Origin of the sequence: Streptomyces sp. NPDC048441 (assembly GCF_043200235.1) — a bacterium.
Classification (GTDB): domain Bacteria; phylum Actinomycetota; class Actinomycetes; order Streptomycetales; family Streptomycetaceae; genus Streptomyces.
Genome location: NZ_JBICXM010000002.1, coordinates 160,997 through 177,690, shown reverse-complemented (window position 1 = coordinate 177,690; position 16,694 = coordinate 160,997). Strand labels below are relative to the sequence as shown.

Genomic DNA, 16,694 nt, shown 5'->3' with positions numbered 1-16,694 from the left:
GACCTGGTCGAGGCGGTCGCCCGTCTCTCGGGGCTGCACTGGCCGCTCGTCCTGCTCATCGACGACGCGCACTGGGCCGATCAGGAAACCCTGCACTGGCTGGCCGCGTTCGCCCAGCGCCTCGATGAACTGCCGGTCCTCGTGGTGGTAGCCCACCGCCCGGACGAAGCCATCGGTGAAAGCGCGCGCCACCTCGCGGCGGTCGGCGCCGCGGCCCGCCTCTCGCCTCCGCTGCGCGCGCTCACCCCGGACGCGGCGGCCGGACTCACCCGCGCCACCCTCGGCGAGCACGCGGACGCCCCGTTCTGCCGCGAGGTGTGGGCGGTCACCGGCGGCAATCCGTACGAATCCGTGGAACTGCTCGCCAAGGTGCAGGACAGCGAGCTCGAACCGGTGGAGAGCTCCGCCGCCGAACTGCGCGCCTTGAACCGCTCGGCGCGGGGCCGTGGACTCGTCGCCCGCCTCGAAGGACTCGGCACGGACGTCACGCGGTTCGCGTGGGCGGCGGCGATCCTCGGCACCGCCATCTCGCTCGACCTCGCCGCCTCACTGGCCGGGATGCCCCGCGAGAAGGCCGAGCGGTGCGCGGAGCGGCTGCGTGCCGCGCGCATCCTGCTCGGCGGCGAACACGGCCTGGAGTTCGTCCATCCGCTGATCGCGAGCACCGTCTACCGCTCGATCCCGCCCGCCACCCGCACCGCTTTCCACGGCCAGGCCGCCTGGGCCGTCACGTTGTCGGGGCGTGGCGCTGCGGCAGCTTCCCGGCACCTCCTCGAGGTGCATCCGGAGGACGACCCCGAACTGGTCAAGCAGTTGCGCGAGGCGGCGGCCGAGCACCTCGCCGTGGGTGCACCGGACGCGGCCCGCCGCTGCCTCGAACGCGCCCTGAAAGAACCGCCGCTGCCCGAGACCCACGCGCGCGTGCTCTATGAACTGGGCTGCGCGACCCTTCTGACCTCACCCGTCACAACCATCGGTCACCTGCGCGAGGCGCTCCATACCCCGGGTCTCGACCCCAAGCGGAGAGTGGACGCCGTCTGCCGCCTCTCCCAAGCGCTCGTGCACAACGACCAGTTGGAGGAGGCCCTGCGCGTCGTGGACGCCGAGGCCGCCAGCCTCGAGCCGGGCCTCGACCAGATGCGGCTGCAAGGTGTCCACTACATGTGGGAGGGCATCCACTCACGCGAGGAGGACGCGCCGAGCCGTTCGCGTCGTCTCGCCGCGATCGCCGGTCCGCTGCGGGGACGCGACAACTCCGAGCGTGCGCTGCTGATCCTGCGCGCCTTCGACGGCTTGACCCGTGGGGAGAACGCGGAGGAGATCGTCGAGCTCTGCGACCGCGTCCTCGTCAACGGCCGTCTCGCGCCGGGGCTCGGCTGGACCGACACGGAGTGGAGCCTGGAGCTCCTGATCATGCTGGGCGGCGCCTATATCTTCACCGACCGCCTCGACCGCGCCGAGAGCCTCTTCGCCGAGGCGGTCCGCGACTACGAGACGGCGGGCTGGAGCGGCGGCCATCTGGCCCTCGCCAATGCCTGGGTCGGTCTGGTGCACCGCAGGCGTGGACGACTCATCGAGGCGGAGGCCTCGCTGCGGGAGGGCCTGCGCCTGGCCGACCGCGTCGGCAGCGGACTCCCGATGCACTGGGACGCCGCGTGCAAGCTCATAGAGACGCTGCTCGCCCGCGGCAAGGTGGACGAGGCCCAGGAGATCGCCGACCGGTACGGCATCGCGCCGCCCTACCCCTCCACGATCTTCCTGCCCGACATCCACTCCGTGCGGGGCCGTCTGCTGATCGCCACGGGGCGACGGCCGGAGGGTGTCAACGAATTGGAGGTGGCTGCGAAGACTTCCAACGAACGCGGCCGCTACAACACCATCGTCGCCTTCTGGGCACACGACCTCGCCCGCGCGGTCGCCACGGAGGACCCGAGGCGGGCCGCCGAGCTCGCCAAGGAGGCACGGGTCCAGGCGGAGCTCTTCGGTACGGAAACGGCGATCGGCGAGGCACTGCGGTGTGCGGCGTCGCTGGAGAGCGGGCAGCGAGCGGTCGATCTGTATGCCCGCGCGGTCGCCTGCCTGGAGGCGTCGCCGTGCGCCTATGAACATGCGGTCGCACGCGTCGAGTACGGGATGGTGGCGGGGTCCGCGAGCGAGTTGGCGCGAGGGCTCGCCTTGGCCGAATCATGCGGGGCGGACGGATTGGCCGCGCGGGCACGGACGGCTTTGGAGGCCGAGACCAAAGCGACCAGCCGGTCCGGAGTATGAGGCCGAACTATCGGTCGTCCATCAGCCGGGCCGCAGTTGCTCCTCCGCGCCAGCTTCAGCTGCCGTCCAGCCCGGCCGCAGCATCCGCTCAGCCCTTAGCCTCGGCTGCCCTTCAGCCGGGCCGTAGCATCCCTCCGCCCCAGTTTCACGCGCCCTTCAGCCGGCCGCAGCACCCCTCACCCCCAGCCTCACTCGCCTCGCACCCCGGCCCCAACACCCCTCAGCCGTCCCAGCACCTCAGCTGCCTCCAGCATCACCCCCGAAATCAGCTCCTCGCACGACGGCAGGTCCTCGATTACGCCCGCCACCTGGCCGGAAGCCATGACTCCCGCGTCCACCCGGCCCTCCACCATCGCCGACTTCAACATCATCGGCGTATTCGCGGCCAGCAGGACCTGACTCCATGTCAGTCCCTTTCCGTGCCGCATGGCGAGTCCGTCGCGGACCATCTCGCCCCACCCCATCCCGGATATCTTCCGGAACGCCGCCGCGTGCCGCACGGCACGCGCGAGGGATGCCGTGCGACCCGACTTCTCAAGGGAAGCGACCAGTTCTGACCGCAGCATCCGATGCGGGAGGCCGTCCACCCGCGTGGTCACCGTGATGTCCTTGACCGACGCCTCCAGATAGCGGGCCTTGACCGCGTCCGGCACTGTCGAGTCCGAGGTCAGCAGGAAGCGCGTGCCCATCGCGACCCCCGCGGCGCCATAGGCGAGCGCGGCGACAAGACCCCGTCCGTCGAAGAAACCGCCCGCCGCGATCACCGGTATGTCCACCGCGTCCACGACCTGCGGCAACAGCACCGTCGTGGCGACCTCGCCCGTGTGCCCACCGCCCTCGCCGCCCTGTACGACCACCGCGTCCGCACCCCAGGCCGCGACCTTCTCGGCATGGCGTCGCGCGCCGATGGACGGGATGACGACCACCCCGGCGTCCTTGAGCTCCGCGATCAGCTCTTTCGAGGGGGCGAGCGCGAAGGACGCGACCCGCACTCCCTCGTCGACGATGACCCGCACCCGGTCCCGTGCGTCGCCCGCGTCGGCGCGCAGGTTGACCCCGAAGGGCTCGTCCGTACGGGACTTGACCTCCCGGACGGCGGACCGCAGCGCTTCGACGCTCATGGTCGCCGAGGCCAGGATGCCGAGGCCGCCCGCGTTCGCCGTCGCGGAGACCAGGCGGGGGCCCGCCACCCAGCCCATGCCGGTCTGCACAATCGGGTACCGGACACCGACCAGCTTGGTCAGGGCCGTCTCCAGGCCCGCCGGAGCCGACGTCACGAGCGCACCTCGCGATCACGCAGGCCACGCGGGTCCACCACGTCCCGGATGAGCCGCAGTTCATCGGCGGTCGGCTCGCGGGTGTAAGGGATCTCGTCCGGTATCGAGAGGGCGAAGCCGGTCGCTTCACGCACCTGGTCGAGTGTCACGCCCGGGTGAAGGGACACCAGGCGCATCGCGTGGTCGGGAGTCGCGAAGTCGAAGACGCCCAGGTCCGATACCACCCGGCGCAGATCGTGGAAGCGGGCCGCGGAAGGACCGGCCGCGGCCGCGCTGTCGTAACCGACACCGCTGATCATGTCGACCTTCTCGACGAAGACACGCGTCGAGTGGCGCGGGATCCAGTAACTCACCGGGTTGTTCAGGGTGTTGACCGGCGCCCCGCGCACGCCGAGCAGCTGGCGCTTGGGCCGCTCCCAGTCGCCGATGCAGGAAATGTTCTGGTTCCCGAAGCGGTCGATCTGGCTCGCGCCCATCATCACGTGCCGCCTGCCGCCCATGGCCATCGTCAGGTGCTTGCGGTACGGCAGCCAGCCCTCCGTCACGCCGGACGGCGCCCCCACGGCGGGCACATCGCCGATAAGGAGCGCCTCCCCGTCCGTGAGGAGCAGGTCGGGCGAGAACGTCAGCTTGGCCAGGCGGGCGGCGATCGCCGGGACCGTGCCCATCGGCGACGCCAGGATCTCGCCCGCGCCCCGCCAGGCCTCGGCGCAGGCGATCACGCAGAACTCGGCGCGGGTGACGGTGGAGGCGGTCACGGCGGTCGCCTCGGCAGTACCGCTCGCCGCGGTCGGGTCGGTCTGCGTCATCGCTGCTCCTTGTGCCAGGCCTGGACGGCTGCTTGGTACTCCTGCTCGGTGCCGGTGAGGAAGCGGTCCTCGAATTCCTTCCAGGCGTCCGGGTCGCCCGCCGCGGTGGCGTACGCCTTCTGGAAGGGTTCGTCGCGGCCGTAGTCCGGCACGCACGACGTGAAGTGCGCCCCCTTGGGCGTCTGGGCCACGCCCGTCACCGCGTGCCGGGAGACCAGCATCGTCTGCGGCGCCGCGTGCTCCGTGAGCTCGCTCGACTCGACGATCTGCTCGCACGACACGTACGCGGAGTCGGCCGCCTCGCAGAACAAGTCGTCGAAGTACGGATCGGGGCCCAGATACTGGGCGTTGCCCAGGCGGTCCGCGCGGTTCAGATGCACGAGCGCCGCGTCCATCCGCAGGGCGGGCACCGCGACAAGTTCCTCCCCGTCCTCGTACGGCGAAGTGACCGTACGCAGCTGGGGGTTGACCCGCAGGACGTCCGAGCCGAGGCCCGCGCGGATCGGCAGGAACGGCAGCCGCTGGGCGCCGGCCGTCAGGCCCTGCATGAACATCGCCTCGTCCAGCTCGACAAGGTCGAAGGCGCCACGCTCGCGTGCCGCGCGAAAATGCGGCTCCAGGGGGATCGAGTCGAGCGTCACGAACGCCGTGACCAGCTTGCGGATCTTCCCGGCCGCGGCGAGCAGGCCGACGTCCGGGCCGCCGTACGCGACGACGGTGAGGTCCGTGATCTCGGACCGCAGCAGCGCGCGCACCAGCGCCATCGGCTTGCGGCGGGATCCCCAGCCGCCGATGCCGAGCGTCATCCCGCTGTGCAGCCGCCCCACGATCTCGTCGGGCGTCATGGTCTTGTCCGTCATGCCCTGCCCCCCTCTTCCTTCCCGGATTCCTGTCCGAAGCCCTCGCGGATGCGGTCGGCGAGGCCGCTCAAGTTCGCCTCGAAGGTGAAGCCCTGCTCGAAGCGGTAACTGCGGTGCACGTCGACCGGGTCGATGCCGTTGATCGCGGCCTTGGCGAACCGCAGCAGCGTCCCGTCCTTCCGCGCGATCTCGTGCGCCAACTCCAGAGCGGCCTCGCGCAGTTCCGCGCGCGGCACGACCCGCCACACGGAGCCGTGGGCATGCAGCTCGGCCGCGGTGGCCGTGCGCGAGGTGTAGTACAGGGCGCGCATCAGGTGCTGCGGCACCAGCCGGGCGAGATGCGTCGCGGCGCCGAGCGCGCCCCGGTCCAGCTCGGGGAGCCCGAACGTCGCGTCCTCGCTCGCCACGATCGCGTCCGCGTTGCCGACGAGTCCGATGCCGCCGCCCAGACAGAAGCCGTTCACCGCCGCGACGACCGGCACCTCGCAGTCGTACACCGCTGAAAACGCCTCGGAACACCCGCGGTTGGCGCCTATCAGCGCGCTGTGACCGCTGTCGCGCTGCATCTCCTTGATGTCCACGCCCGCGTTGAACCCGCGGCCCTCGGAGGCAAGGACGACGCAGCGTATGTCCGGATCGCGTCCTGCGGCGCGCACCGCGGCCGCCAGGTCGTACCACCCGCGCACGGGCAGGGCGTTGACAGGCGGGAAGTCGACGGTGACGACAGCCACGCCCTTGTCCGGTGTCGAGGTGGAGACAGACATCAGAGGATCCGCTACCTTTCAACCAAGCGCTTTCAACCAAACATTTGTTAGTTAGGAAGGTAGCAGCGATGACTGACACGCAACAGATGGTTGATGAGGCCGACAAGCCGGGCGCCGGCATCTGCGCGGGCCGTGTAGTGATCGTCACGGGCGCGGGCCGCGGCCTCGGCCGTGCGCACGCGCGCGCCTACGCGGCCGAGGGCGCCAAGGTCGTCGTCAACGACCTCGGCGTAGGACCCGACGGCTCCGGAGGATCCGGCGGGCCCGCGCAGGAGGTGGTGGAGGAGATCCGCGCGGCGGGCGGCGAAGCCGTCGCGCACGGCGGCGACATCGCCACGTCCGAGGGTGCCGCCTCCCTGGTGAGGGCCGCGCTCGACATGTACGGCGGACTCGACACCCTCGTCAACAACGCCGGGTTTCTACGGGACCGGATGCTGGTCAACCTTGAGGAGGACGACTGGGACGCGGTCATGCGCGTGCATCTGAAGGGGCACTTTCTGCCACTGAAGCACGCGGCCGCGTACTGGCGGGGCGAGGCGAAGGCGGGGCGGGCGCGGCACGCGTGCGTGGTGAACACCAGCTCCGGGGCAGGTCTCCTGGGGAGCGTCGGGCAGGGGAACTACAGCGCGGCCAAGGCCGGGATCCTCGGGCTCACCATGGTCGCCTCCGCCGAATTCGCCTCCTACGGAGTGCGGGTCAACGCGATAGCTCCCGCCGCGCGGACACGGATGACGGAGGAGACCTTCGCGCAGACCATGGCCGCACCCGACGGGGGCGGGTTCGACGCCATGGCTCCGGAGAACGTCTCGCCTCTCGTGGTGTGGCTCGGGTCGCCCGCGTCCGCCGGGGTCACAGGGCGGGTCTTCGAGGCCGAGGCGGGCCGCATCACCGTCATGGAGGGCTGGCGGTCGGGACCGACCGCCGACAAGGGTGCGCTCTGGACCCCGGCGGAGGCGGGCGAGACGGCGCTGAAACTGCTCTCCGGGTCGGAGGTTCCTCAGCCGGTGTACGGGGCGAGGTAGGGACGGAACGGGGAACGTGAAGCGCCCCATCCCGCCCTACCTGTCATCAGGGGCCTCAGGCCTTGGACGCCACCCGCACCGGCTCCGTGCCCTTGGCGCTGTGCCGCGCCGCCCAGTTCTCCAACGACGTACGGCACGCGTGGTCCAGATGCCGCAGCCCCGTCAGATCGAGCTCGATCGGCCGGTCCTGGGGCAGCGCCTCGAGCGCGTCGAGGAGCTTGGGCAGGCGCAGGAACGTGGCGTTGCCCGACAGGTGTGCGCTGATCGGACCCGCACCCTTGTCTATGACCTCCACATTCACGTGCGAGGTCTCCCACGCGGTCTTTATCACCGCGAGCGCGAGTCCGATGAGGACGCCCTCGAACATGCTCACCGAGACGATCGCCGCGGCCGTCACGACCAGGACGACCGCCTCACCGCGGTGCTCGCGCCAGAGCTGTGCCAACTGCCGTACGGGGACCAGTTTGCAGCCCGCGTGCACGAGGACGCCCGCGAGTGCCGCGACCGGGATGAGGCCGAGCGCCGCGGGCAGCAGCGCCGCGAAGAGCAGCAGCCAGACGCCGTGCAGTACGCGGGACGCCTTGGTCCGCGCGCCCGCCTGCACGTTGGCAGCGCTGCGGACGATGACGGCGGTCATCGGCAGGGCGCCGAGCAGCCCGCACACGGTGTTGCCCGCGCCCTGCGCGATCAGTTCCTTGTCGTACGAGGTGCGAGGACCGTCGTGCAGACGGTCCACCGCGGCCGCGCTGAACAGGCTCTCCGCCGAAGCGATCAGGGTGAAGGCGAGGACGGTGCCGACGGCGCCGACGCTCATGAGCCCGCCGAACGCGGTGGCGTCCGGCAGCTGTACCGCCTCGATGAGTCCCTGCACCTCGACCGTGGCCACGGGCAGGGAGAAGAGCAGCGAGGCACCAGTGGCGAGCGCCACGGCGGCGAGCGGCGCGGGCACCACGCGGAGCTTGCCGGGGAGCCTGCGCCAGAAGACGAGCACGGCGATGGTGCCCACGCCGAGCCCGAAGGCGGTCAGCGCGCGCTCCGAGCCGACGATCCCGGTGAGCAGCCCAGGCAGCCCGGCGATCTTGCCGAGGCCGCTCGCGGGGGCTTCGCGGTCCGCCATGGAGTACAACTGCCCGGCGATCAGGACGAGTCCGATGCCGGCGAGCATGCCCTCGACGACGGCGACGGAGATGGCGCGGAAGAAGCGGCCGAGCCGGAGTGCGCCCATGGCCAGCTGGAGGATCCCGGCGGCGAGCACGAGGGCGCCGAGCGCGGCGAGACCGTACTCCCGCACGGCTTCGTAGACGAGGACGGTGAGTCCCGCGGCGGGACCACTGACCTGGAGGCTGCTGCCGGGCAGCAGGCCGGTGACGAGACCGCCGACGATGCCGGTGATCAGGCCGAGTTCGGCGGGTACTCCGGAGGCGACGGCCACGCCCACGCACAAGGGCAGGGCGACGAGGAAGACGACTACGGAGGCGGTGAAATCGTGCCGCGCGCTGTCGCGCGCGCTGAACAGCGAGCGGGCGCGGTCGAGTACGGAGGCAGGGGAATGCTGCATGTCGGTTGACTCCTGAGCGCCGTGGGGGGCGCATCGGTGTGACGTGGACCGGTGTTCGGGTCCGGCTCGCGGCGGCGTCAGGCAGGGGAGCCCGGCGGCAGAGCCGCGCCGGAGGGACCGATCAGCAGCGGAAGACCTGGAGGATGGCCGGTAGTTCGCGGCCCGCGGGTCTCGTCTCGCGGTAGGCGGCGTTGACGGGGCGGTACGCGCGCGTGCCGTCGTCCACGGTGGTGCCGGGACGGGCGGGCCTGGGCGGGGCGGAATCGGGGGAGAGGTCGCGGCAGTGCGACCGGCCGCGGACCCGGAAACGCTCGGATGTCTCTTCCGGGTGCGTGTCGTCGCCGCAGTGTGTGTACGGCGATGTGGCGGGCGCCGAGCGTGACTCCGGGGCGGACGTGGGTTCGTTGACCCCGTGGGCGAAGAACTGGACGATCACCAGGATCACGGCGGCAAGCACCGCGACCATCACCGCGGGCAGCACGCGTCGGCGCGCTCCGGATCCCGTGGCAGTGGCCGTCACAGTGGCAAAGTCCTCACGTGGCTGCGTAACTCTTATCGTCACCAAGCAACTTAACCGCCAGATGTGTCATCAAGGTGACCGGGTGGTGACATGGCGCGATAGCCACCCTTCGATCAGGAGTACGTGGCGCATTCGCGCCGGGCAAGGCGGGTGCGCCTCGCCCGGCACAGAGCCCGGCACAGAGCCCGGCATAGAGCCCGGCACGGAAGCCCGGCACAGGGTCAGTGCACGTGCGGCCCGCCCGTCAGCTGTGGCTTCCCGCGCGGCACGAGTACGAACGTGGCGACCGCGCTCGCCGCCGCCACGACGGCGCACACCGTGAATGCGTTGGCGAAGGCGCCGCTCGTTCCGCTCTCGATACCGGCGGCGGCGACAGTCGAGACCACGGCGACCCCCACCGAGCCGCCCACCTCGTGGAAGGTGTTGACCACACCGGACGCGACGCCCGCCTCCTCGTGGGCGATGAATCCCAGCGCGGTGGTGGTAGCCGCGACGAAGACGGATCCGAGCCCCAGCGCCGCCACGGACATGGCGACGGCCACACTCGTCCACGCGTTGCCGGCAGGCCCCGCGGCGGTGAGCAGCCCGGTGCCGAGCCCCGCGAGCGCGAGCCCCACGGCCGCGGTGGGCCGTGCCCCCAGCTTGCCCACGAACTGCCCGCCCAGGTGCGCGCCGACCCCCGTGGCGACGGCCACCGGAAGGAACAGCCCCCCGGTCCTGAGGGCGCTGTAGCCGCGTACCTCCTGGAGGAACATCGATCCCAGGAAGAACAGTGAGATCAGCAACGCCGTGGCGACCAGCATCAGATACGAGCCCGCGACCACCGGGCGCCGCCGAAGAACGGCCAAGTCGATCAGCGGCGTACTCTGCGCACGCTCGACGAAGGTGAACGCTCCATAGGCCACCACCGCGGCCGCCACCGGCACCAGCGTCCGAGGGTCCGACCAGCCCGTGTCGCCCGCGGCGACGAGGCCGTAGATGAGCGAACCCGTACCCGCGGTGACGAGGAGCGCTCCCGGGATGTCGAGCCGGGCGGGCCGGGGCGCGCGGGCGGGGACGACGGCGGGCAGGGCAAGGAGCAGGGCCGCGCCGATGGGCACGTTGATGTAGAAGATCCACTCCCAGCCGGGACCGTCGGTCAGGACGCCGCCGAGCAGCACGCCGATGGCCGCGCCCGCGCCGCCGATCGCCGCCCACACGCCGAGCGCGCGATGCCGGTCGCGGCCGTGGAAGGAGGTGGTGACGAGCGCCAGGGCGGCGGGGGAGAGCAGCGCGGCCCCGACGCCCTGGGCGGTGCGGCCCGCGAGGAGCGTCGCCGGCCCCGAGGCGAGGCCGGTCATCAGTGAGGCCGCGGTGAACAGGGCGAGGCCCATGAGGAGGGTGCAGCGCGCTCCCAGGACGTCCGCGAGCCGTCCGCCGAGCAGCATCAGACCGCCGAAACAGAGGGTGTACGTCGTGACGACCCAGGTCAGCGCGGTCCGTCCGAGGTCGAGATCGGCGGCCATGCTCGGCAGCGCGACATTCACGACGGTGACGTCGAGCACCAGCATGAACTGGGCGAGACAGAGCAGCGCGAGCGCGGTCCAGGGGCGTGGGCCGCCGGGTGGTGGCTCGGCCGTGTGGGGCGCGGCGGGGGTCGGGTGGGGATGCGTCATGGCAGGTCCTCGCTAGGGAGATGGGCTGGGGCCGAAAGCGGACGTGGCCACGTCGCTGACGCATCTGAACTGTACTGACTAGTTCACATGAACTCAACTGTTCAGTTCAGTTCGCTGATAAAGTGCGACGCATGAGCAGCGAGGGAAGCGGCGTCAGAAGCGGCCAGGGAAGAAGCGTGGGACCCAGCGGCCCGCGCGCGGAGCGCAAGCGCGAGGCCATCGTGCGGGCGGCCCGCGCACTCTTCCTGCGTGAAGGATTCGGCGTCGGCATGGACGCCATCGCGGCCGAGGCGGGCGTGTCCAAGGTGACCGTCTACAACCACTTCGGCAACAAGGAAGCGCTGTTCACCGCGGTGATCGCGGGCGCGCTCGACGAACCCCTCGCCGCGTCGTCATCGGTTTCCGCGCTCGACGGTCTCACCGAGGCGGACGACCTGCGCGAGGCATTCCTCGGTGCCGCCCGCAGCTGGGTCGACGCCGTCCGTACCGACCGGGAGATGAACGCCCTGCGCCACCTCGTGGCCCGCGAGATCCACCGTTTCCCTTCGCTCGGCAAGGCGTGGGAACAGCACGGCCCGGAGAGCCATCACCCGGCGATCGCAGGTGCGTTGCGCGAGCTCGCCGAGCGGGGACGGCTCGCCATCCCGGACTTGGAGGCGGCGGTCATCCAGCTCTACTCCCTGCTCGTCTTTCCGCACCTGGTCTTCGGCGCGTACGGCACCGACATCAGCGACGACCTGACGGAGCGCCTGATCGTTGCTGGTGTCGACATGTTTCTCGGGTGCTACGAAGCCGCCTAGGGCCTTTCGTTTGGGTCAGGCCGGGCTCGCGGGGTCTGGCACGCACATCTGCGGCGTTGTCGTCAGTCCCCAACGCTCCGCGTTGACTCCCTCCTCCGCCTTGCAGCTGCACGCACCAGACCCCGCTCCCTGATCCGGCCTGACCCAAACGAAAGGCCCTAGCGCCACGGTGGTGCGCCCGAATTGCGCCACCCGAAACCCCTCTGAAACCACCCAACCGCCCCGCCCGCCTACACTCCGGCCCATGGCGCGGATCCTGCCCTTCCAGTCCAGGCGGCTTCCTGCCGGCGACGAGAGCGGGGCCACCACCCTGCGGTTCCGTACCGTGCACGGCTACCGGCGCGCGTACCGCGTCGCCGGTGAAGGCCCCGCGATCCTGCTGATCCACGGCATCGGTGACGCCTCGGCGACCTGGGCCCCGCTGATGCCCCAACTGGCCCGCAACCACACGGTCATCGCCCCTGACCTGCTCGGCCACGGCGCGTCCGACAAGCCCCGGGCCGACTACTCGGTGGCCGCGTACGCCAACGGAGTCCGCGATCTCCTCGGCGTACTCGGCATCGAGCGGGTCACCCTCGTCGGGCACTCGTTCGGCGGCGGCGTCGCGATGCAGTTCGCCTACCAGTTCCCCGAGCGCGTCGACCGGCTCGTCCTGGTCAGCACGGGAGGCGTCGGCCCGCAGGTCAGCCCGGTCCTGCGAGGCGTATCGCTGCCGGGCGCCGCGCTGCTGCTCTCCCTGCTCGGGCTGCCCGGCGCCGACGTGCCGGTGCGGGCGGTCGTGGCCCTGCTCCGGCTGCTGGACACCGACCTCGGGCAGGACGCCCCCGACCTGATGGGCCTGGTCGACGCGCTGCCGGACGTCTGGGCCAGGGCAGCGTTCATCCGCACCCTGCGGTCCGTCGTGGACTGGCGGGGCCAGGTCGTCACCATGCTCGACCGCTGCTACCTCGCCCAGGGGATGCCCACGCTCCTCGTCTGGGGCGACCGGGACGGCGTCCTGCCGGTCGACCACGCGTTCACCGCACACGAGGCGATGCCCGGCAGCCGCCTCGAAGTCTTCCCGGGGGCCGGGCACTTCCCCTTCCACAGCGATCCCGCGCGCTTCCTCTCGCTCGTCGAGGAGTTCATCGGGGCGACGGAACCGGCCAATTGGAGCATCGAGCAGTGGTGGCGCCTGCTGCGGGCCGGGCGGCCAGGTGACGACGCGTACGTCGACGAGATGGAGCGGCGGTATCGCGAGGCGAGCGAGCGAAGCGCCACCTAGGGCGAAGCCCCCGGGCAGATCTCCTGCCCCTGAGCAGCGGCAGCCCAAGGGGTTCCCCGGTGACTGCTACTCCTCCGAGAGGACCCGCTGTGCCACCGCGAACGCCGAATTGGCCGCGGGGACACCGCAGTAGACCGCCGTCTGGAGCAACACCGCGCCGATCTCCTCCGGCGTGAGCCCATTGCGGCGGGCCGCCCGGACATGCATGGCCAACTCGTCGTAGTGCCCGTGCGCGACCAGGGCGGTCATGGTGATCATGCTGCGTTCGCGGTGCGCCAGGGTGGGATCCGTCCAGATCTCGCCCCAGGCGTAGCGGGAGATGAAGTCCTGGAAGCGGGCCGTGAAGGCCGTGGTGTCCCCCTGCGCGCGATCCACGTGGGCGTCGCCGAGCACCGCCCGGCGGACCGCCATCCCGCTAGCGGCCGTACCCGTCAAGTGCGTGCGCAGCACGGCGATCACGGCCTCTGGACGCTCCGCGGGCGCCAGGTGCGAGGCGCCCGCGAGCTCCGTGAGCGAGGCACCCGGCACCGCGTCGGCGATCTCGCGCGCATGGGCGGGCGGCGTCGCCGGGTCCTCGCGGCCCGCGACGACGAGCGTGGGCGCGGTGATCGTCGGCAGCGACTCCCTGATGTCGTACGCCGCAAGGGCGTCGCAGCACGCGGCATACGCGTCAGGGTCGGTGTTCCGGTGGTCGTCGACCAGCCGAGGGACCGTGAACCCGCGCGTGAACCAGCGCTCCGGTGCGCCTTCCGCGAGCGTGGCGAGCCCCTCGCTGCGTACGAGTGCCGCGCGCTCCTCCCACCGTGCGCTGCCGCCGAAGTGCGCCGACGAGCAGACCACGGCGATGCTCTCCACCCGCTCCGGGTGATGCACGGCCAGGTGCAGGCCGACGGCTCCGCCGAGTGAGACGCCCGCGTACGCGAAGCGGTCGATGCCCAGGGAGTCGGCGAGCGCGATGACGAGCGCGGCCAGGTCGGCGACGGTTGCTCCCGGGCCGATCAGGTCGGCGGGGGACTTGCCGTGACCGGGGAGGTCCCAGCGGATGACCCGGTGGTTGGTGGAGAGTTCGGGCGCGACGGCGTCCCATAGGGCGGTGGAGGTGCCGACGGAGGAGCCGAGGAGGAGAGGGGGCGCGGTCGGTGCGCCCTCGGTGGTGTGGTGCGGCAGCTTGCTGGTCATCGTCGCTCCAGGGCTCGGTCCGTGAGGGTTCCGGCGGAGCCGGTGTAACGGGTGGGGTCGGTGAGTTCGGCGAGGTCGGCGAGGTCGATGCCCGAAAGGTCGGGCTCTTCGGCAAGCACCTCTGCGAGGGACCTGCCCTCGTCCCGGGTGCGGCGGGCCGCCGCGGTGAGGAGTTCCTTCGCGCGGGCCCGCCCGACGAAGGGCGCCAGCTCTGCCGCGAGGCGCTCGGAGACGATCAACCCATGGGTGAGGCCGAGGTGTTCGCGCATCGCGTCCGGGTGGACCTGGAGGTTCTCGGTGAGTTCCACGGCGTGGTGGCTCGCGCCGCCGACCGTGCGGAGCAGGTCACGCAGGGTCTCCCACTCCGCGTGCCAGGCGCCTGCCGGGCGCTCGTCCTCGGCGGCCATCGACGCGTGGAGCGTTGCCGCGAGAGCGGGGGCGCGGCGGGCTGCCGCCGCGATGAGGGTGGAGCGTACGGGGTTCGCCTTGTGCGGCATGGCGGAGGAGCCGCCGCCCGACCCCTCGGAGAGTTCGGCGATCTCCGTGCGGGTGAGAGTGAGGATGTCCGTGGCCGCTTTGCCCAGGGCTCCCGCGGTGAAGGCGAGGGCCGCGGCGAGATCGGCGACCGGGGTGCGGAGGGTGTGCCAGGGCAGGTCGGGTTCGGCGAGAGGCAGTTCACGGGCGTAGGCCGCGATGAGGTCTTCCCCGAGCCTCGCCCTTACCGAAGGCGTCGTACGAGGGCGCACGCCATCCGCGTACGCCCCGAAAGCGGCCAACGTTCCTGCCGCACCCCCGAGTTGAGCCGGAAGTGAGTCGCGCACCGACCGCACACGATCCCGCGCGTCAAGGACCAGCGCACGCCAGCCCGCCGCCTTCAGGCCGAACGTCGTCGGGACCGCGTGCTGCGTCAGGGTGCGGCCGGGCAGCACCGTGTCCCGGTGCTCCGACGCGAGGCGGGCGAGTGCCGCCTCCGCGCGGGCCAGGTCCGCCAGGATCAGGTCCAGCGTGCGCCGCGCGACCAGCATCATCGCGGTGTCCATGATGTCCTGGCTCGTCGCGCCCCGGTGGACGTACGGCGCCGCGTCCGCGGGCACAGCGGCCGTCAGGTCCGCGACCAGCGGGATCACCGGGTTGCCGCCGGTCCGCGCGCGGAGCGCGATGTCTCGTACGTCGAAACGATCGGCGTGGGCCACTCCGGTGACGGCGTCGGCCGCCTCAGCCGGGGCTCGGCCCACCGTCGCCTGTGCCCGCGTCAGCGCGGCCTCCGCATCCAACATGGCCTGGAGGAAGGCGGTGTCGCCTGTCGCCGTATCGGCGGGGGAGCCCGCTCGCCCGGGGGCGAGCAGGCCGAAGTCGGCACTTTCAAGACTCACTGGAACTCCAGGAACACCGTTTCGCCCTCGCCCTGAAGGCGGATGTCGAAACGGTACGTGCGGGGTGTCTCGGAGCGGGCGATCAGCGTCGCGCGCCGCGCCTGTTCGAGGGAGCCGAGGAGCGGGTCTCCCGGCTCGTCGACCAGGTACGCGCGCGTGTACAGGTGGTGGAGCAGACCGCGCGCGAAGACGGCGACCGCGATGTACGAGACGCCGCCCGGCGGGAGCGTACGCAGCGTCCAGTGGCCGTCCGCGTCGGTCGGCACGCGGCCGAACCCGGTGAACGCGACGCCGTCGCGGCCGATGACCTCGCCCGTGACCGGGTCGTGCCGCAGCGAGCCGGGAGCGCCCGTGCGGGAGCCGTCAGGCGCGGGCTGCCAGGTCTCGATCAGGGCGTCCGGTACGGGATTTCCGGCGCCGTCGTACACGTACCCGTGCAGGGTGATCGTGTCCGGGTGCCCGGCCGGTGCGACCTCGCCGCCGCGCGGGAAGGGCAGCGCGTAGCCGTAGAACGGGCCGACGGTCTGGGAGGGAGTGGGCGCGGAGGGGGTGGGAGCGTACGACATCAGTGGTGGTCGCCTTCCTCGAAGAGTGTCGCGGAGGGGCCGTCGAGGACGATGTCCCAGCGGTAGCCGAGCGACCACTCGGGGGTGGAGAGATCGTGGTCGTAGGCGGATACGAGGCGCTGCCGGGCCGCTTCGTCGGTGACCGAGCGGAGGACCGGGTCGTAGGGGAACAGCGGGTCGCCCGGGAAGTACATCTGCGTCACCAGGCGCTGCGTGAACGCCGTGCCGAAGAGCGAGAAGTGGATGTGGGCGGGGCGCCACGCGTTGACGTGGTTGCGCCACGGGTACGCGCCCGGCTTGATCGTCGTGAAGGAGTACGTTCCCTCGCCATCGGTCAGGCAGCGGCCGAAGCCCGTGAAGTTCGGGTCGAGCGGGGCCGGGTGCTGGTCGAGCTGATGGGCGTATCTGCCGGACGCGTTGGCCTGCCACAGCTCGACCAACTGGCCGCGCACGGGCCGCCCTTCGCGGTCGAGGACGCGCCCGGACACGGTGATCCGCTCGCCGAGCGGCTCGGCAAGGTGCTGCCGCGTCAGATCGCGGTCGAGCGCCGTGACGTCGGTGACGCCGAACGCGGGGCCGTATCGCTCCACCGCCTCCGGGTCGCGCAGCGGGATCAGCGGCTGCTGGGGGTGGCGGAAGTGGCTGCTGCGGTACGGGGGATAGTCACGCGGCGGATGGTCGGCGCCGGGCGCGGCCGATGCCTGCGCCTTGGCGACCTCCGTGTCCATCTCCTGCTGGCTGAGACCGTCGGGCAGGGGTTCGGAACGGGTCATGTCTCT

15 protein-coding genes are annotated in these 16,694 nt (G+C 71.5%); 4 read left to right on the top strand and 11 right to left on the bottom strand.

The features are described 5' to 3' along the window. On the top strand, window positions 1–2,268 hold a 2,268-nt coding region (locus ACGFSB_RS05110), incomplete at its 5' end, for an ATP-binding protein (RefSeq protein WP_393394262.1). Between the two features lie 188 nt (window positions 2,269–2,456). Here the strand turns inward: ACGFSB_RS05110 and ACGFSB_RS05105 are convergent. The 4 genes from ACGFSB_RS05105 to ACGFSB_RS05090 are packed head-to-tail and all read right to left on the bottom strand — an operon-like array spanning window position 2,457 to window position 5,978. Next, on the bottom strand, window positions 2,457–3,545 hold the full coding sequence (locus ACGFSB_RS05105; protein WP_393394260.1) for an NAD(P)H-dependent flavin oxidoreductase: 1,089 nt from the start codon (window positions 3,543–3,545) through the stop codon (window positions 2,457–2,459). Next, window positions 3,542–4,354 carry a CoA-transferase subunit beta gene (locus ACGFSB_RS05100; protein ID WP_393394258.1) on the bottom strand — a complete coding sequence of 271 codons (813 nt, stop codon included), beginning with the start codon at window positions 4,352–4,354 and terminating at the stop codon, window positions 3,542–3,544. Before ACGFSB_RS05100 ends, ACGFSB_RS05105 begins: the two co-directional genes overlap by 4 nt. Further along, window positions 4,351–5,214, bottom strand: a complete 864-nt coding sequence (locus ACGFSB_RS05095) for a CoA transferase subunit A (protein ID WP_393394256.1) — start codon at window positions 5,212–5,214, stop codon at window positions 4,351–4,353. The genes ACGFSB_RS05100 and ACGFSB_RS05095 overlap by 4 nt, the downstream gene beginning before the upstream one ends. Continuing rightward, entirely contained in the window at window positions 5,211–5,978 is a 768-nt protein-coding gene (locus ACGFSB_RS05090) for an enoyl-CoA hydratase family protein (protein WP_393394254.1), read from the bottom strand. The genes ACGFSB_RS05095 and ACGFSB_RS05090 overlap by 4 nt, the downstream gene beginning before the upstream one ends. Before the next feature lie 68 nt (window positions 5,979–6,046). Between ACGFSB_RS05090 and ACGFSB_RS05085 the strand changes: the two genes are divergently transcribed. Next, window positions 6,047–7,000, top strand: a complete 954-nt coding sequence (locus tag ACGFSB_RS05085; protein WP_393394251.1) for an SDR family oxidoreductase — start codon at window positions 6,047–6,049, stop codon at window positions 6,998–7,000. A gap of 55 nt (window positions 7,001–7,055) precedes the next feature. Here the strand turns inward: ACGFSB_RS05085 and ACGFSB_RS05080 are convergent, their stop codons facing one another. The 3 genes from ACGFSB_RS05080 to ACGFSB_RS05070 form a co-directional block, all read right to left on the bottom strand. Then, window positions 7,056–8,558 carry a SulP family inorganic anion transporter gene (locus ACGFSB_RS05080; protein ID WP_393394248.1) on the bottom strand — a complete coding sequence of 501 codons (1,503 nt, stop codon included), beginning with the start codon at window positions 8,556–8,558 and terminating at the stop codon, window positions 7,056–7,058. A 121-nt stretch (window positions 8,559–8,679) separates the two neighbouring features. Beyond that, a complete protein-coding gene (locus ACGFSB_RS05075) occupies window positions 8,680–9,078 on the bottom strand; it encodes a hypothetical protein (protein ID WP_393394245.1) in 399 nt (132 codons plus the stop codon). Window positions 9,079–9,299: 221 nt separating this feature from the next. Continuing rightward, on the bottom strand, window positions 9,300–10,733 hold the full coding sequence (locus ACGFSB_RS05070) for an MFS transporter (RefSeq protein ID WP_393394242.1): 1,434 nt from the start codon (window positions 10,731–10,733) through the stop codon (window positions 9,300–9,302). Window positions 10,734–10,864: 131 nt separating this feature from the next. Here ACGFSB_RS05070 and ACGFSB_RS05065 point away from each other — a divergent pair, with 131 nt between their 5' ends. Next, complete coding sequence (locus ACGFSB_RS05065; protein ID WP_393394239.1) at window positions 10,865–11,533, top strand: TetR/AcrR family transcriptional regulator; 669 nt, start codon at window positions 10,865–10,867, stop codon at window positions 11,531–11,533. Between the two features lie 244 nt (window positions 11,534–11,777). Continuing rightward, complete coding sequence (locus tag ACGFSB_RS05060; RefSeq protein ID WP_393394237.1) at window positions 11,778–12,797, top strand: alpha/beta fold hydrolase; 1,020 nt, start codon at window positions 11,778–11,780, stop codon at window positions 12,795–12,797. A 66-nt stretch (window positions 12,798–12,863) separates the two neighbouring features. Here the strand turns inward: ACGFSB_RS05060 and pcaD are convergent, their stop codons facing one another. Genes pcaD through pcaH form a run of 4 tightly spaced genes read right to left on the bottom strand, consistent with a single transcriptional unit; the run spans window position 12,864 to window position 16,688 of the window. Next, a complete protein-coding gene (gene pcaD / locus ACGFSB_RS05055; RefSeq protein ID WP_393394234.1) occupies window positions 12,864–13,976 on the bottom strand; it encodes a 3-oxoadipate enol-lactonase in 1,113 nt (370 codons plus the stop codon). Then, window positions 13,973–15,349: a 3-carboxy-cis,cis-muconate cycloisomerase gene (gene pcaB, locus ACGFSB_RS05050; RefSeq protein WP_393394232.1), complete on the bottom strand. Its 1,377-nt coding sequence runs from the start codon at window positions 15,347–15,349 to the stop codon at window positions 13,973–13,975. The genes pcaD and pcaB overlap by 4 nt, the downstream gene beginning before the upstream one ends. After that, complete coding sequence (pcaG, locus tag ACGFSB_RS05045) at window positions 15,346–15,915, bottom strand: protocatechuate 3,4-dioxygenase subunit alpha (protein WP_393394229.1); 570 nt, start codon at window positions 15,913–15,915, stop codon at window positions 15,346–15,348. The genes pcaB and pcaG overlap by 4 nt, the downstream gene beginning before the upstream one ends. Beyond that, window positions 15,915–16,688: a protocatechuate 3,4-dioxygenase subunit beta gene (gene pcaH, locus ACGFSB_RS05040; RefSeq protein ID WP_393394227.1), complete on the bottom strand. Its 774-nt coding sequence runs from the start codon at window positions 16,686–16,688 to the stop codon at window positions 15,915–15,917. The genes pcaG and pcaH overlap by 1 nt, the downstream gene beginning before the upstream one ends. Between the last annotated feature and the right edge of the window lie 6 nt (window positions 16,689–16,694).

What these genes read in the sequence shown, in the direction of transcription:
- ACGFSB_RS05090 (WP_393394254.1), bottom strand. Translation starts at nt 5,978, where the DNA reads ATGTCTGTCTCCACCTCGACACCGGACAAGGGCGTGGCTGTCGTCACC.
- ACGFSB_RS05100 (WP_393394258.1), bottom strand. Translation starts at nt 4,354, where the DNA reads ATGACGCAGACCGACCCGACCGCGGCGAGCGGTACTGCCGAGGCGACC.
- pcaG (WP_393394229.1), bottom strand. Translation starts at nt 15,915, where the DNA reads ATGTCGTACGCTCCCACCCCCTCCGCGCCCACTCCCTCCCAGACCGTC.
- ACGFSB_RS05065 (WP_393394239.1), top strand. Translation starts at nt 10,865, where the DNA reads ATGAGCAGCGAGGGAAGCGGCGTCAGAAGCGGCCAGGGAAGAAGCGTG.
- pcaH (WP_393394227.1), bottom strand. Translation starts at nt 16,688, where the DNA reads ATGACCCGTTCCGAACCCCTGCCCGACGGTCTCAGCCAGCAGGAGATG.
- ACGFSB_RS05070 (WP_393394242.1), bottom strand. Translation starts at nt 10,733, where the DNA reads ATGACGCATCCCCACCCGACCCCCGCCGCGCCCCACACGGCCGAGCCA.
- pcaD (WP_393394234.1), bottom strand. Translation starts at nt 13,976, where the DNA reads ATGACCAGCAAGCTGCCGCACCACACCACCGAGGGCGCACCGACCGCG.
- ACGFSB_RS05060 (WP_393394237.1), top strand. Translation starts at nt 11,778, where the DNA reads ATGGCGCGGATCCTGCCCTTCCAGTCCAGGCGGCTTCCTGCCGGCGAC.
- ACGFSB_RS05095 (WP_393394256.1), bottom strand. Translation starts at nt 5,214, where the DNA reads ATGACGGACAAGACCATGACGCCCGACGAGATCGTGGGGCGGCTGCAC.
- ACGFSB_RS05080 (WP_393394248.1), bottom strand. Translation starts at nt 8,558, where the DNA reads ATGCAGCATTCCCCTGCCTCCGTACTCGACCGCGCCCGCTCGCTGTTC.
- ACGFSB_RS05085 (WP_393394251.1), top strand. Translation starts at nt 6,047, where the DNA reads ATGACTGACACGCAACAGATGGTTGATGAGGCCGACAAGCCGGGCGCC.